Origin of the sequence: Microvirga subterranea, assembly GCF_003350535.1 — a bacterium.
In the GTDB taxonomy this organism is placed as follows: Bacteria; Pseudomonadota; Alphaproteobacteria; order Rhizobiales; family Beijerinckiaceae; genus Microvirga; species Microvirga subterranea.
Window position 1 is genome coordinate 430,594 of sequence record NZ_QQBB01000002.1, and the last position, 12,943, is coordinate 443,536.

Below are 12,943 nucleotides of genomic sequence, written 5' to 3' on the forward strand. Positions count from 1 at the left end.
TCGCGCCGATCGCCATGGAGGAGAAGCTGCGCTTCGCCATCCGTGAGGGCGGCCGCACCGTCGGCGCCGGCGTCGTCGCCAGCGTGATGGACTAATTTTAAGAGGATCAAAGGAGCGGGCCGGTCCGAGGGCCGGTCTTCTCCCTTGCTGAGGTCAACCCATGAACGGTCAGAATATCCGCATTCGCCTTAAGGCGTTCGACCACCGGATCCTCGACGCGTCGACACGTGAGATCGTGTCGACCGCGAAGCGGACCGGCGCACAGGTTCGCGGGCCCATCCCGCTGCCGACGCGCATCGAGCGCTTTACGGTTCTTCGCTCGCCTCACATCGACAAGAAGTCGCGTGAGCAGTTCGAGATGCGCACTCACAAGCGCGTTCTCGATATCGTGGACCCCACCCCCCAGACCGTGGACGCGCTGATGAAGCTCGATCTCGCGGCGGGCGTGGACGTGGAGATCAAGCTCTAAGCCGTTTCGGCTTGGAGCTTACGGTAGACACGTCGAGAGGATACGCACATGCGCTCAGGCGTCATTGCACAGAAATTGGGGATGACCCGCATCTTCACGGATGCCGGGGAGCACGTCCCGGTCACGGTTCTGAAGGTCGACAACTGCCAGGTCGTCGCCCACATGACCAAGGAAAAGAACGGCTACACCGCGCTGCAGGTCGGCGTCGGCAAGGCCAAGGTCAAGAACGTCTCGAAGGCTGAGCGCGGTCGTTTCGCCGTCGCCCAGGTCGAGCCGAAGCGGAAACTCGCCGAGTTCCGCGTCTCCGAGGATGCTGTCATCCCAGTGGGCGCCGAGATCACGGCGGACCACTTCATTGCCGGTCAGTTCGTCGATGTCACTGGCATCACGACCGGTAAGGGCTTCGCCGGCGGCATGAAGCGCTGGAACTTCGGCGGTCTGCGCGCCACGCACGGCGTGTCGATCTCCCACCGCTCGATCGGTTCGACCGGTGGCCGCCAGGATCCGGGCAAGACGTTCAAGAACAAGAAGATGCCGGGTCACCTCGGTGTCGAGCGCGTCACGACGCAGAACCTGCGCGTGGTGTCGACCGACGTCGAGCGCGGTCTGATCCTCGTCGAAGGCGCCGTTCCTGGCGTTGCCGGCGGTTGGATCTTCGTCCGCGACGCGGTGAAGCGGAAGCTGCCGAAGGACGTGCCGATGCCCGGCTCCTTCCGTTCGGCCGCCAACGACGCTGCACCCGCCGCTCCGGCTGCTGAAGCCCAAGAGGAGAATGCGTGATGAAGCTCGATGTCACCACGCTCGAGGGCGCTAAGGCCGGTTCCGTCGATCTGAACGAGGCGATCTTCGGCCTCGATCCGCGCGCCGACCTTCTCGCCCGCTGCGTCCGCTGGCAGCTCGCCAAGCGCCAGGCCGGCACGCATGCCGTGAAGAACCGCTCGGATATCGATCGGACGACCAAGAAGGTCTACAAGCAGAAGGGCACCGGCAGCGCCCGTCACGGCGCCGCGAGCGCTCCCCAGTTCCGGGGCGGCGGTCGTGCCTTCGGCCCGCAGGTCCGCAGCCATGCTCACGACCTGCCCAAGAAGGTCCGCGCTCTTGCTCTGAAGCATGCGCTCTCGTCTAAGGCCAAGGACGCTTCGCTCATCGTTGTCGATGACGTGCAGCTTTCCGAGGCCAAGACGAAGGCACTCGTGGAGCGTTTCGGCAAGCTCGGTCTGGCCAACGCCCTGATCATCGGCGGTGCTGAGATCGAGGCGAACTTCCAGCGCGCTGCTCGCAACATCCCGAACATCGACGTCCTGCCGGTGCAGGGCATCAACGTCTATGACATTCTCCGTCGCGAGAAGCTCGTTCTCACGAAGGCGGCTGTCGATGCGCTGGAGGCGCGCTTCAAATGAGCCTGGACCCGCGCCACTACGATGTGATCGTGAGCCCGGTGATCACCGAGAAGGCCACGGCCCTGTCCGATCAGAACAAGGTCGTCTTCAAGGTGAAGCCGGATGCGACGAAGCCGCAGATCAAGGAAGCGGTTGAGAAGCTGTTCGATGTCAAGGTGAAGAGCGTCAACACGCTCGTCACCAAGGGCAAGGTGAAGATGTTCCGCGGCACCCGCGGCCAGCGGTCGGACGTGAAGAAGGCGGTTGTGACCCTCGAAGAGGGCCAGACCATCGATGTCACGACGGGCCTCTGATCGGACGAGAGAGTGATCCGATGGCTTTGAAGACTTTCAAACCAATCACCCCCGGCCTGCGCCAGCTGGTGATCGTCGACCGCAGCGAGCTCTACAAGGGCAAGCCGGTCAAGGCTCTGACGGAGGGCAAGAGCTCCTCCGGCGGCCGCAACAACCTGGGTCGCGTGACCGTCCGCTTCCGTGGCGGTGGTCACAAGCGCACCCTGCGCAACGTCGACTTCAAGCGCCGCTCGCGTCTTGGCGATGTCGCGACCGTGGAGCGGATCGAGTACGATCCGAACCGCAGCGCCTTCATCGCGCTCATCCGCTATGCGGACGGCGAGCTGTCCTACATCCTGGCCCCGCAGCGTCTTGCGGTGGGCGATCAGGTGTCGGCCGGCGAGCAGGTCGACATCAAGCCCGGCAACGCGATGCCGATCGGCAACATGCCCGTGGGCACGATCATCCACAACGTGGAGCTCAAGATCGGCCGCGGCGGCGCCGTCGCCCGCTCGGCCGGCACCTACGCCCAGATCGTGGGTCGTGACCAGGGCTACGTCACGGTGCGCCTGAACTCCGGCGAGCAGCGTCTGGTCCATGGCCAGTGCTTCGCCACCGTCGGCGCCGTGTCGAACCCCGACCACATGAACACCTCGGTCGGTAAGGCGGGTCGCAACCGCTGGCTCGGCAAGCGTCCGCACAACCGCGGCGTGGCCATGAACCCGATCGACCACCCGCACGGTGGTGGTGAGGGCCGCACCTCCGGTGGTCGCCATCCGGTGACGCCGTGGGGCATTCCGACCAAAGGCAAGAAAACCCGTTCGAACAAGCGGACCGACAAGTTCATCGTGTCGAGCCGCCACGCACGGAAGAAGTAAGGACAGAGGCACGTCATGGCACGTTCGCTTTGGAAGGGTCCGTTCGTCGACGGTTACCTCCTCAAGAAGGCCGAGGCTGCCCGTGGTGCGGGCCGCTCCGAGGTCATCAAGATCTGGAGCCGTCGCTCCACGATCCTCCCGCAGTTCGTGGGCCTCACTTTCGGGGTCTACAACGGTCAGAAGCACATCCCCGTCTACGTGAGCGAGGAGATGGTGGGTCACAAGTTCGGCGAGTTCTCGCCGACCCGGACCTTCCACGGTCACGCAGCGGACAAGAAGGCGAAGAGGAAGTAAGATGGGTAAGGCCGCGACTCCTCGCGCACTGAGCGATCAAGAGGCTCAAGCCGTCGCTCGCATGCTGCGCGTCAGCCCTCAGAAGCTCAATCTTGTTGCGGCCCTCATCCGCGGCAAGAAGGTTTCCACGGCACTTGCCGATCTCGAGTTCTCCCGCAAGCGGATTGCTCGTGACGTCAAGAAGTGCCTCGAGAGCGCCATCGCCAATGCCGAGAACAACCACAACCTCGATGTGGACGATCTCGTCGTCAGCCAGGCTTTTGTCGGCAAGGCGCTCGTCATGAAGCGCTTTCACGCCCGGGCTCGTGGCCGGGGTGCTCGTATCATGAAGCCGTTCTCGAACCTCACGATCGTGGTTCGGGAAGTCGCCGAACAGGCGTAAAGGAGAACCAGATGGGTCAGAAAGTTAACCCGATTGGTCTTCGGCTCGGCATCAACCGGACCTGGGACTCGCGCTGGTTCGCCGGCAAGGGCGAGTACGCCAAGCTGATGCATGAGGACATGGCGATCCGCGATGCTCTCATGAAGCAGCTCAAGCAGGCCGCCGTTTCGAAGATCGTGATCGAGCGTCCGCACAAGAAGTGCCGCGTCACCATCCACTCGGGCCGTCCGGGCGTGGTGATCGGCAAGAAGGGCGCCGACATCGAGAAGCTCCGCAAGCTCGTCAACAAGATGACCAATGCGGATGTTTCGATCAACATCGTCGAAGTCCGCAAGCCGGAAGTCGATGCCACCCTGGTGGCTGATTCGATCGCCCAGCAGCTGGAGCGCCGCGTCGCGTTCCGCCGCGCCATGAAGCGCGCCGTTCAGTCGGCGATGCGTCTGGGCGCCGAGGGCATCCGGATCAACTGCTCGGGACGTCTCGGCGGCGCCGAGATCGCCCGTCAGGAGTGGTACCGCGAGGGCCGGGTTCCGCTGCACACGCTGCGTGCGGATGTGGATTACGGCACGTCGACCGCGTTCACCACCTACGGCACCTGCGGCATCAAGGTCTGGATCTTCAAGGGCGAAATCCTTGAGCACGACCCGATGGCTCAGGACAAGCGGATGAACGAAGAGGGTGGCCGTTCCGGTGGTCGCCGCGAGCAGGCGGCGTAACCGAGAGGGCAGGAGAGGTTTGCCATGTTGCAACCGAAGAAGACAAAGTTCCGTAAGCAGTTCAAGGGCCGGATCTCCGGCACCGCGAAGGGCGGCACGGACCTCAACTTCGGCCAGTTCGGCCTGAAGGCGATGGAACCCGAGCGTGTCAACGCTCGTCAGATCGAAGCGGCCCGCCGTGCGATCACCCGCGCCATGAAGCGCGCGGGTCGCGTCTGGATCCGCATCTTCCCGGACGTGCCGGTGTCGACCAAGCCTACCGAAGTGCGTATGGGTAAGGGCAAGGGCGCTCCCGAGTATTGGGCGGCCAAGGTCAAGCCCGGCCGCATCATGTTCGAGATCGACGGCGTGCCGGAGGATATCGCCCGCGAGGCGCTCCGTCTCGGCGCTGCCAAGCTCCCGATCAGGACGCGCTTCATCCAGCGCATTGCGGAGTAAGGAGGTTATCATGAAGTCCACACAGAGAGCCTCTGACCTGAACGCGATGTCGACCGATCAGCTGTCCGACGAGCTCGTGAACCTGAAGAAGGAGCAGTTCAACCTGCGCTTCCAGCGGGCGACGGGCCAGCTCGAGAACACCGGACGCGTCCGCCAGGTCCGCAGGGACATCGCCCGTGTCAAGACGTTGCAGCGCCAGAAGGCGGCTGCGGCGAAGGCTTAAGAGGAAATCAAGATGCCAAAGCGCGTTTTGCAGGGCGTCGTTGTCAGCGACAAGCAGGACAAGACGGTCGTCGTGAAGGTGGAGCGCCGTTTCACGCATCCGGTCATGAAAAAGACCGTGCGTAAGACGAAGAACTACCACGCTCATGACGAGAACAACACGGCCAAGGTCGGCGACACGGTCTTCATCGAGGAGTCCCGTCCGCTGTCCAAACTCAAGACCTGGGTGCTCGTCAACCAAGGCTAAGGCTTAAAAAACCTTGGGATTTGGGGTTGTCTGAAGAGGGCGGTTCGTGTATACGGCCGCCTTTCTCGACATTATGAAGGGCAGGGGACATCAGATCCCCGTCAGGCGTAGTCCGGGAAGGCAATCCTGCCTTGGCCCGGAAACCTGTCTGAAACAAAGGAAAGGATCAAAGCCATGATCCAGATGCAGACGAATCTTGACGTCGCCGACAATTCCGGCGCCCGTCGCGTGATGTGCATCAAGGTTCTCGGCGGTTCGAAGCGTAAGTACGCTTCTGTCGGCGATATCATCGTCGTCTCCGTAAAAGAGGCTATTCCGCGCGGTCGCGTGAAGAAGGGCGACGTCATGAAGGCGGTCGTCGTGCGCACCGCCAAGGACATCCGTCGCGCTGACGGCTCCGTCATCCGGTTCGACCGGAACGCCGCCGTTCTGATCAACAATCAGAAAGAGCCGGTCGGCACCCGTATCTTCGGCCCCGTTCCGCGTGAGCTGCGTGCCAAGAACCACATGAAGATCATTTCGCTTGCGCCGGAGGTGCTCTAATGGCCGCGAAGATCAAGAAGGGCGACAAGGTCGTCGTCCTGACCGGTCGCGACAAGGGCAAGACCGGTGAAGTCGTGCAGGTGCTCCCGAAGGAAGAGCGCGCGGTCGTCCGCGGCGTGAACCTCGTGAAGCGCCATCAGCGCCAGACGGCAGCGCAGGAGGGCGGCATCATCTCCAAGGAGGCGCCGATCCACCTGTCGAACCTGGCCTATGCGGACCCGAAGGACGGCAAGCCGACCCGGGTTGGTTTCAAAGTTCTGGACGACGGCCGCAAGGTTCGGTTCGCCAAGCGTTCGGGAGACCTGATCGATGGCTAAGGCTCAGTTGGACGGGTACACCCCGCGGCTCAAGAAGCACTACGAGGAAGTGGTGCGTCCGAAGCTGATCGAAGAGTTCGGCTACAAGAACCCCATGGAAGTTCCGGCGATCGACAAGATCGTGCTGAACATGGGCGTCGGCGAGTCCACCGCCGACTCGAAGAAGGCCTCCGTGGCCGCTGCCGATCTCGCTCTCATCGCCGGCCAGAAGCCGGTGATCACTAAGGCCCGCAAGGCGATCTCGCAGTTCAAGGTCCGCGAGGGCATGCCGATCGGTGCCAAGGTCACGCTGCGCAAGGCTCGCATGTACGAGTTTATGGATCGCCTCGTGACCGTCGCGCTCCCGCGCGTCCGTGACTTCCGGGGCCTGAACCCGAAGTCGTTCGACGGCCGCGGCAACTACGCCCTCGGCATCAAGGAGCACCTGGTGTTCCCTGAGATCAACTACGACAAGGCCGAGCAGGTTTGGGGCATGGACGTCATCATCGCCACCACGGCGAAGACGGACGAAGAGGCCCGTGCGCTCCTGCGTCACTTCAACTTCCCGTTCCGGCAGTGAGGATAGCTGTCCTCAGACGCGGACACTGGAGATAAACGAATGGCTAAGAAAAGCTCTATTGAGAAGAACAAGCTTCGTCGCAAGCTCGTGAAGCAGTATGCCGGCCGCCGCGAGCGTCTGCTGGCTGTTGCCAACGACGAGGCGAAGTCCATGGAGGAGCGCTTCGAGGCGCGCCTCAAGCTGGCCGAGCTGCCCCGCAACTCGAGCCCCACCCGCATCCGGAACCGCTGCGAGGTCACCGGCCGTCCGCGTGCGTACTACCGCAAGCTCGGCATGTCCCGCATCGCCCTGCGCGAGCTCGGTTCCAAGGGCCTGATCCCGGGCCTCGTGAAGTCCAGCTGGTAAGGGAGGGCATCTGATGGTCAATGATCCGTTGGGCGATATGCTCACCCGTATCCGCAACGCGCAGATGCGCCGTCGCGGTTCGGTTGTCACCCCCGGCTCGAAGCTTCGCGCCCGTGTGCTCGAGGTTCTCAAGAGCGAGGGCTACATCCGCGATTACTCGCAGACCGAGTTCGGCAACGGCCGGACGGAGTTTTCGATCGAGCTCAAGTACTACGACGGCCAGCCGGTGATCCGCTCCATCGAGCGAGTCTCCAAGCCGGGCCGCCGCGTGTACGCTTCCGTCGACACGATGCCGCGCGTCGCTGACGGCCTCGGAATCACGATCCTCTCCACGCCGCAGGGCGTGATGGCGGATCACGAGGCTCGCGAGAAGAACGTGGGCGGCGAAGTGCTCTGCAAGGTCTTCTAAGACCTCGCAGCATCAGCACAGAACCACGGAGATTCGAGAATGTCCCGCGTAGGCAAAAAGCCCGTTACGGTCCCGTCCGGTGTGACGGCCACCGTCGACGGTCAGATGGTGAAGATGAAGGGTGCGAAGGGCGAGCTGTCGTTCGTCGTTCCCGAGGAAGTGTCGGTTGCGTTCCAGGACGGGGCCGTGTCGGTGAACCCGCGCGACGAGTCCAAGACCGCCCGTGCGAAGTGGGGTATGGCCCGCGCTCAGGTCGCGAACCTGGTCGAGGGTGTGTCCAAGGGCTTCGAGAAGCGCCTCGAGATCAACGGCGTCGGCTACCGCGCCGCCGTTGCCGGCAAGGTGCTCAAGCTCTCGCTCGGCTACAGCCATGACATCGACTACGAGATCCCGGCTGGCGTGACGATCACGACGCCCAAGCCGACCGAAGTCGTTGTTGCCGGCATCGACAAGCAGAAGGTCGGTCAGACCGCCGCCGAGATCCGCGATTATCGCGGTCCGGAGCCCTACAAGGGCAAGGGCGTCAAGTATGCCGACGAGTTCATCTTCCGCAAGGAAGGCAAGAAGAAGTAAGGACGACGTATCATGGCTGAGAAGAAAGGCGCCGAAGATCGCCGCAAGGCTCGTGTGCGCCGTGCGATCAAGAAGGCTGCGAATGGCCGGCCGCGTTTGTCGGTTTTCCGTTCGTCCAAGCAGATCTATGCCCAGGTCATCGATGACGAGCGTGGTCATACCGTCGCTTCGGCATCGACCCTCGAAAAGGACCTGAAGGGCAAGCTCAAGACCGGCGCCACCGTAGAGGCGGCAAAGGAAGTTGGGCGGCTCGTTGCGGAACGCGCGGCTGCGGCCGGCGTGAAGCAGGTCATCTTCGACCGGTCCGGCTATCTCTTCCACGGTCGCGTGAAGGCTCTGGCCGACGCGGCCCGCGAAGGTGGTCTCGATTTCTAACGGCGGGTTTTTCGAAAACCCCTAGCGAGCGGGCCCGCCGCCCGCGCAAGTGAGAGGTCTCATGGCAAGAGAACCAAGAGAACGTGCTGATCGCGAAGAGCGCGACAGCGAATTCGTCGATCGGTTGGTGCACATCAACCGCGTCGCGAAGGTCGTGAAGGGCGGCCGTCGCTTCGGCTTCGCCGCTCTGGTGGTCGTCGGCGACCAGAAGGGTCGCGTCGGCTTCGGTCACGGCAAGGCCCGTGAGGTTCCGGAAGCGATCCGCAAGGCTACGGACGCCGCGAAGCGTTCGATGATCCGCGTGGCGCTCCGCGAGGGCCGCACGCTGCATCACGACGTGAACGGCCGTCATGGCGCCGGCAAGGTGGTGCTCCGCGCCGCCCCGCAGGGCACCGGCATCATCGCCGGCGGTCCGATGCGTGCCGTCTTCGAGACGCTGGGCATGCAGGACGTGGTCGCGAAGTCGCTCGGCTCCTCGAACCCGTACAACCTCGTGCGCGCCACGTTCGACGCGCTCAAGAACGAGGACAGCCCGCGTTCGGTCGCCGCTCGCCGCGGTCTGAAGGTCTCGACGCTCCAGGCTCGCCGCCGCGATGCCGGCGTCGAAGAAGCCGCTGAAGCGTAAGGGAGGCTCCATCCATGGCGAAGAAGCCTGCCGCTGATGCAGCAAAGACCATCACCGTTGAGCAGATCGGCTCCCCGATCCGCCGCGAAGCCAAGCAGCGCCAGACGCTGGTCGGCCTCAAGCTCAACAAGCTCCACCGTACTTCGACCTTGGAAGACACGCCTGCGGTTCGCGGCATGATCGAAAAGGTCAAGCACCTCGTGCGCGTTGTCGACGGGCAGTGAGGAGAGCGTCATGAAACTCAATGAAATTCGTGACAACGAAGGCGCCTCGAAGAACCGGATGCGTGTCGGCCGTGGTATCGGCTCCGGCAAGGGCAAGACCGGTGGCCGCGGCGTCAAGGGTCAGAAGTCCCGTACGGGCGTCTCGATCAAGGGCTTCGAAGGCGGTCAGATGCCTCTGCACCGTCGTCTGCCGAAGCGTGGCTTCAACAAGCCGAACGCGATCGAGCTGAATGAGGTCAACCTCGGCCGTATCCAGCAGGCTGTCGAGGCCGGCAAGCTCGACCAGGCCAACCCGGTCACCAACGAGGCACTCGTGGCCGCCGGCGTGATCTCCAAGCCGCGCGACGGCGTGAAGATCCTCGGCGTCGGCGAGCTCAAGGCCAAGCTGACGTTCCAGGTTGCGGGTGCGTCGAAGTCCGCCGTCGAGGCGATCGAGAAGGCGGGCGGCTCGGTGACCCTTCTGGGCGCCGTTGCACAGGCGTGAGCCAGCGCCCACATTGAATAACCAAGCGGCGGCCCGCGTCTGATCGCGAGGCCGCCGTTTGCGTGATCGGTATCACGTATCCACCTTTTTCGGGGACGGAACATGGCTTCAGCAGCCGAACAACTTGCGGCGAACATCAATTTTGGTTCGATCGCCAAAGCCGAAGAGTTGAAGAAGCGCATTTGGTTCACTCTCGGCGCACTCATCGTCTACCGTCTCGGCACCTACATTCCACTGCCCGGCATCGATCCTGAGGCTCTTCGCCAGAGCTTCCAGAGCGCCAGCGGCGGCGTGCTAGGACTCTTCAACATGTTCTCGGGCGGCGCCGTCGAGCGCATGGCCATCTTCGCCCTGAATATCATGCCGTACATCTCGGCCTCCATCATCATCCAGCTGCTCACGTCGGTCCTGCCGTCGCTCGAGGCGCTGAAGAAGGAAGGCGAGGCGGGTCGCAAGATCCTCAACCAGTACACCCGCTACCTGACGGTGCTGCTCGCCGTGTTCCAGTCCTGGGGCATTGCCGTGGGCCTCCAGAGTTCAGGCACGATCGTCCAGAATCCGGGTCTGTTCTTCCTGATCTCGACCGTGATCACGCTGACCGGCGGCACGATGTTCCTCATGTGGCTGGGTGAGCAGATCACCTCGCGCGGCATCGGCAACGGCACCTCGCTGATCATCTTCGCCGGCATCGTGGCCAACCTGCCGACGGCCATCGCCGGCACCCTCGAGCTCGGCCGCCAGGGCGCGATCTCCACGGGCCTGATCATCGGCGTCATCGTGATGGCCGTCGCTATCATCTACTTCGTGGTGTTCATGGAGCGCGCCCAGCGGCGTCTCCTGATCAACTACCCGAAGCGCCAGGTCGGCAACCGTCTCTACGAAGGCCAGACCTCGTTCCTGCCGCTCAAGCTCAATACGTCAGGCGTGATCCCGCCGATCTTCGCCTCGTCGCTGCTTCTCCTGCCGGCAACGATCGCCAGCTTCCAGACCAGCCAGGGCGGGACCGGCATCATCTCGATGCTGACGACCTACCTCGGACATGGCCGCCCAGCCTATATGTTCCTGTACGCAGCGCTGATCGTGTTCTTTGCCTTCTTCTACACCGCGATCGTCTTCAATCCGCAGGAGACGGCCGACAACCTGAAGAAGCAGGGCGGCTTCATTCCGGGCATTCGTCCGGGTGAGCGCACAGCTGAGTTCATCGATCAGGTGTTGACTCGAATCACGGTCCTCGGTGCAGCTTATCTCGTCATCATCTGCCTGATTCCCGAGCTTCTCGTCTCCTATGCGGCGCTGCCTTTCTACTTCGGCGGCACCTCGCTCCTGATCGTCGTGTCCGTCACCATGGACACGGTGGCCCAGGTCCACGGCCATCTGCTGGCTCACCAGTACGAGGGGCTTGTGAAGAAGGCCAAGCTCAAGGGCAGCCGGCGACGCTAAGATCTTGATCCCCGCCGCAGGGCGGGGATACTCGACGCTAGAGGGGGACGTCGATGAGAATCATTCTGCTGGGGCCGCCTGGGGCCGGAAAAGGAACCCAGGCCGTGCGGTTGGTCGAGCGGCTCGGGATTCCGCAGCTCTCGACCGGCGACATGCTCCGCGCAGCCGTGGCCGCCGGCACTCCGGTGGGCATGAAGGCCAAGGCCGTCATGGATTCCGGAGCGCTGGTGTCGGACGACATCGTCGTCGGCATCATCGCGGACCGGATCGAGGAGACCGACGCGAAGAACGGCTTCATCCTCGACGGCTTCCCGCGCACGGTGGCGCAGGCTGAGGCGTTCGACGCCATGCTGGCCGAGAAGGGCCTCAAGCTCGACGGCGTGATCGAGTTCAAGGTCAACGAGGCCGAGCTCGTCGACCGCATCGTCAAGCGCGCCAAGGAGACCGAGGCCCGCGGCGAGCCGGTCCGAAAGGACGATAATCCGGACGTGTTCAAGACCCGCCTCGAGGCGTACCGGACCCAGACGGCGCCGCTGTCGGCCTATTACCAGAGCAAAGGCACCCTGAAGACCGTCGACGGCATGAGGCCGATCGACGAGGTGACCGAGGCGATCCGGGGCATTCTCGGTCGCTAAGGTCAGGCGGCAGAAAGGCCTACTGCCGTAACGAAAGGGCTTGACCCCCGGCCTTAATTGCGCTAGGGGCAAGCCTCTTGCATAAGAACCTGCTTATCCGGAGGGTTTCGAGAGAAGCCGCTCCGGATTGTTGTGTTCTTCTTAACCCGCGCAGGGGCCGGCCTCCACCGGACGCGCGATAACACCACCGGAAGCCTTAAGGCTTCGCTACATGGAGACGGACGATGGCCCGTATTGCAGGCGTCAATATCCCGACCAACAAGCGCGTTGTGATCGCGCTCCAGTACATCCACGGCATCGGCCCGAAGAAGGCCCAGGAGATCGTCGAGAAGGTCAACATCCCGGCCGAGCGCCGCGTGAACCAGCTGACCGACGCCGAGGTGCTCCAGATCCGTGAGACCATCGACCGCGACTACATCGTGGAAGGCGACCTGCGCCGCGAAGTGTCCATGAACATCAAGCGCCTCATGGACCTCGGCGCCTATCGCGGCCTGCGTCACCGTCGCAGCCTGCCGGTCCGCGGCCAGCGCACGCACACGAACGCCCGCACCCGCAAGGGCAAGTCGAAGCCGATCGCCGGCAAGAAGAAGTAATTTTCCTGCGGCCGTCCCAACGGGCGGCCCTTGTCTCCCGAGCGCCTGGCATGACGGGCGCGTTTGAAGGATCGTTAGTAGAATGGCTAAAGAAGCGACCCGCGTCCGCCGCCGCGAACGCAAGAACATCGTCTCCGGCGTGGCGCATGTGAACGCCTCGTTCAACAACACCATGATCACCATCACCGACGCCCAGGGCAACACGATCTCGTGGTCCTCGGCCGGCGCGATGGGCTTCAAGGGCTCGCGCAAGTCGACCCCTTACGCCGCTCAGGTCGCGGCCGAAGACGCTGCCCGCAAGGCTTCCGAGCACGGCATGCGCACCCTCGAGGTCGAGGTCTCCGGTCCCGGCTCCGGCCGCGAGTCGGCCCTGCGCGCGCTCCAGTCGGCCGGCTTCACGGTCACCTCGATCCGTGACGTGACGCCGATCCCGCACAACGGCTGCCGTCCGCGCAAGCGTCGCCGCGTCTAAGATCATCCAGCGCCCGGACTCGCTCCGGGCG

26 protein-coding genes are annotated in these 12,943 nt (G+C 63.5%); all 26 read left to right on the forward strand.

The window, feature by feature from the left end; translation table 11 throughout:
- Positions 1 to 95, forward strand: a 95-nt coding sequence (locus DES45_RS26325; RefSeq protein ID WP_425374269.1) for an EF-Tu C-terminal domain-related protein, incomplete at its 5' end; no start/stop codon positions are given.
- Between the two features lie 65 nt (positions 96 to 160).
- Positions 161 to 469 carry a 30S ribosomal protein S10 gene (rpsJ, locus tag DES45_RS06760; RefSeq protein ID WP_009764298.1) on the forward strand — a complete coding sequence of 103 codons (309 nt, stop codon included), beginning with the start codon at positions 161 to 163 and terminating at the stop codon, positions 467 to 469.
- Between the two features lie 48 nt (positions 470 to 517).
- A complete protein-coding gene (gene rplC, locus DES45_RS06765) occupies positions 518 to 1,249 on the forward strand; it encodes a 50S ribosomal protein L3 (protein WP_114769210.1) in 732 nt (243 codons plus the stop codon).
- The gene (rplD, locus tag DES45_RS06770) at positions 1,249 to 1,869 is read left to right on the forward strand and encodes a 50S ribosomal protein L4 (protein ID WP_114769211.1); all 621 of its coding nucleotides are present in this window, start codon (positions 1,249 to 1,251) and stop codon (positions 1,867 to 1,869) included. The genes rplC and rplD overlap by 1 nt, the downstream gene beginning before the upstream one ends.
- A complete protein-coding gene (locus tag DES45_RS06775) occupies positions 1,866 to 2,162 on the forward strand; it encodes a 50S ribosomal protein L23 (RefSeq protein ID WP_114769212.1) in 297 nt (98 codons plus the stop codon). Before rplD ends, DES45_RS06775 begins: the two co-directional genes overlap by 4 nt.
- Positions 2,163 to 2,182: 20 nt before the next feature.
- Positions 2,183 to 3,019 (forward strand): 50S ribosomal protein L2, encoded by an 837-nt coding sequence (gene rplB / locus DES45_RS06780; protein WP_114769213.1) that lies wholly within the window; start codon positions 2,183 to 2,185, stop codon positions 3,017 to 3,019.
- Between the two features lie 15 nt (positions 3,020 to 3,034).
- Entirely contained in the window at positions 3,035 to 3,313 is a 279-nt protein-coding gene (rpsS, locus tag DES45_RS06785; protein ID WP_114187985.1) for a 30S ribosomal protein S19, read from the forward strand.
- A 1-nt stretch (position 3,314) separates the two neighbouring features.
- Complete coding sequence (gene rplV, locus DES45_RS06790; RefSeq protein ID WP_114187984.1) at positions 3,315 to 3,695, forward strand: 50S ribosomal protein L22; 381 nt, start codon at positions 3,315 to 3,317, stop codon at positions 3,693 to 3,695.
- Positions 3,696 to 3,706: 11 nt separating this feature from the next.
- Positions 3,707 to 4,411, forward strand: a complete 705-nt coding sequence (rpsC, locus tag DES45_RS06795) for a 30S ribosomal protein S3 (protein WP_114769214.1) — start codon at positions 3,707 to 3,709, stop codon at positions 4,409 to 4,411.
- A gap of 24 nt (positions 4,412 to 4,435) precedes the next feature.
- Positions 4,436 to 4,849, forward strand: a complete 414-nt coding sequence (rplP, locus tag DES45_RS06800) for a 50S ribosomal protein L16 (RefSeq protein ID WP_114769215.1) — start codon at positions 4,436 to 4,438, stop codon at positions 4,847 to 4,849.
- A gap of 10 nt (positions 4,850 to 4,859) precedes the next feature.
- Positions 4,860 to 5,072, forward strand: coding sequence for a 50S ribosomal protein L29 (rpmC, locus tag DES45_RS06805; RefSeq protein WP_114769216.1), 213 nt, complete (start codon positions 4,860 to 4,862; stop codon positions 5,070 to 5,072).
- Between the two features lie 12 nt (positions 5,073 to 5,084).
- A complete protein-coding gene (gene rpsQ, locus DES45_RS06810; RefSeq protein ID WP_114769217.1) occupies positions 5,085 to 5,318 on the forward strand; it encodes a 30S ribosomal protein S17 in 234 nt (77 codons plus the stop codon).
- Positions 5,319 to 5,492: 174 nt separating this feature from the next.
- On the forward strand, positions 5,493 to 5,861 hold the full coding sequence (rplN, locus tag DES45_RS06815) for a 50S ribosomal protein L14 (RefSeq protein WP_009764309.1): 369 nt from the start codon (positions 5,493 to 5,495) through the stop codon (positions 5,859 to 5,861).
- The gene (gene rplX / locus DES45_RS06820) at positions 5,861 to 6,178 is read left to right on the forward strand and encodes a 50S ribosomal protein L24 (protein WP_114769218.1); all 318 of its coding nucleotides are present in this window, start codon (positions 5,861 to 5,863) and stop codon (positions 6,176 to 6,178) included. The genes rplN and rplX overlap by 1 nt, the downstream gene beginning before the upstream one ends.
- Positions 6,171 to 6,737 (forward strand): 50S ribosomal protein L5, encoded by a 567-nt coding sequence (gene rplE, locus DES45_RS06825; RefSeq protein WP_114769219.1) that lies wholly within the window; start codon positions 6,171 to 6,173, stop codon positions 6,735 to 6,737. Before rplX ends, rplE begins: the two co-directional genes overlap by 8 nt.
- A gap of 39 nt (positions 6,738 to 6,776) precedes the next feature.
- A complete protein-coding gene (rpsN, locus tag DES45_RS06830) occupies positions 6,777 to 7,082 on the forward strand; it encodes a 30S ribosomal protein S14 (protein ID WP_114769220.1) in 306 nt (101 codons plus the stop codon).
- Positions 7,083 to 7,095: 13 nt separating this feature from the next.
- Positions 7,096 to 7,491: a 30S ribosomal protein S8 gene (gene rpsH, locus DES45_RS06835; RefSeq protein WP_114769221.1), complete on the forward strand. Its 396-nt coding sequence runs from the start codon at positions 7,096 to 7,098 to the stop codon at positions 7,489 to 7,491.
- Positions 7,492 to 7,530: 39 nt separating this feature from the next.
- Complete coding sequence (gene rplF / locus DES45_RS06840; protein ID WP_114769222.1) at positions 7,531 to 8,064, forward strand: 50S ribosomal protein L6; 534 nt, start codon at positions 7,531 to 7,533, stop codon at positions 8,062 to 8,064.
- Between the two features lie 12 nt (positions 8,065 to 8,076).
- Positions 8,077 to 8,439, forward strand: a complete 363-nt coding sequence (rplR, locus tag DES45_RS06845) for a 50S ribosomal protein L18 (protein WP_114769223.1) — start codon at positions 8,077 to 8,079, stop codon at positions 8,437 to 8,439.
- Positions 8,440 to 8,500: 61 nt separating this feature from the next.
- A complete protein-coding gene (gene rpsE / locus DES45_RS06850) occupies positions 8,501 to 9,064 on the forward strand; it encodes a 30S ribosomal protein S5 (protein ID WP_114769224.1) in 564 nt (187 codons plus the stop codon).
- A gap of 14 nt (positions 9,065 to 9,078) precedes the next feature.
- The gene (gene rpmD / locus DES45_RS06855; RefSeq protein WP_114769225.1) at positions 9,079 to 9,288 is read left to right on the forward strand and encodes a 50S ribosomal protein L30; all 210 of its coding nucleotides are present in this window, start codon (positions 9,079 to 9,081) and stop codon (positions 9,286 to 9,288) included.
- A gap of 10 nt (positions 9,289 to 9,298) precedes the next feature.
- On the forward strand, positions 9,299 to 9,772 hold the full coding sequence (rplO, locus tag DES45_RS06860) for a 50S ribosomal protein L15 (protein ID WP_114769226.1): 474 nt from the start codon (positions 9,299 to 9,301) through the stop codon (positions 9,770 to 9,772).
- Between the two features lie 102 nt (positions 9,773 to 9,874).
- Positions 9,875 to 11,212 (forward strand): preprotein translocase subunit SecY, encoded by a 1,338-nt coding sequence (gene secY, locus DES45_RS06865; protein ID WP_114769227.1) that lies wholly within the window; start codon positions 9,875 to 9,877, stop codon positions 11,210 to 11,212.
- A gap of 53 nt (positions 11,213 to 11,265) precedes the next feature.
- A complete protein-coding gene (locus DES45_RS06870) occupies positions 11,266 to 11,847 on the forward strand; it encodes an adenylate kinase (RefSeq protein WP_114769228.1) in 582 nt (193 codons plus the stop codon).
- A gap of 224 nt (positions 11,848 to 12,071) precedes the next feature.
- Positions 12,072 to 12,440, forward strand: a complete 369-nt coding sequence (gene rpsM, locus DES45_RS06875) for a 30S ribosomal protein S13 (protein ID WP_114769229.1) — start codon at positions 12,072 to 12,074, stop codon at positions 12,438 to 12,440.
- Positions 12,441 to 12,522: 82 nt separating this feature from the next.
- Positions 12,523 to 12,912 carry a 30S ribosomal protein S11 gene (rpsK, locus tag DES45_RS06880; protein ID WP_047186967.1) on the forward strand — a complete coding sequence of 130 codons (390 nt, stop codon included), beginning with the start codon at positions 12,523 to 12,525 and terminating at the stop codon, positions 12,910 to 12,912.
- Positions 12,913 to 12,943: the final 31 nt, after the last annotated feature.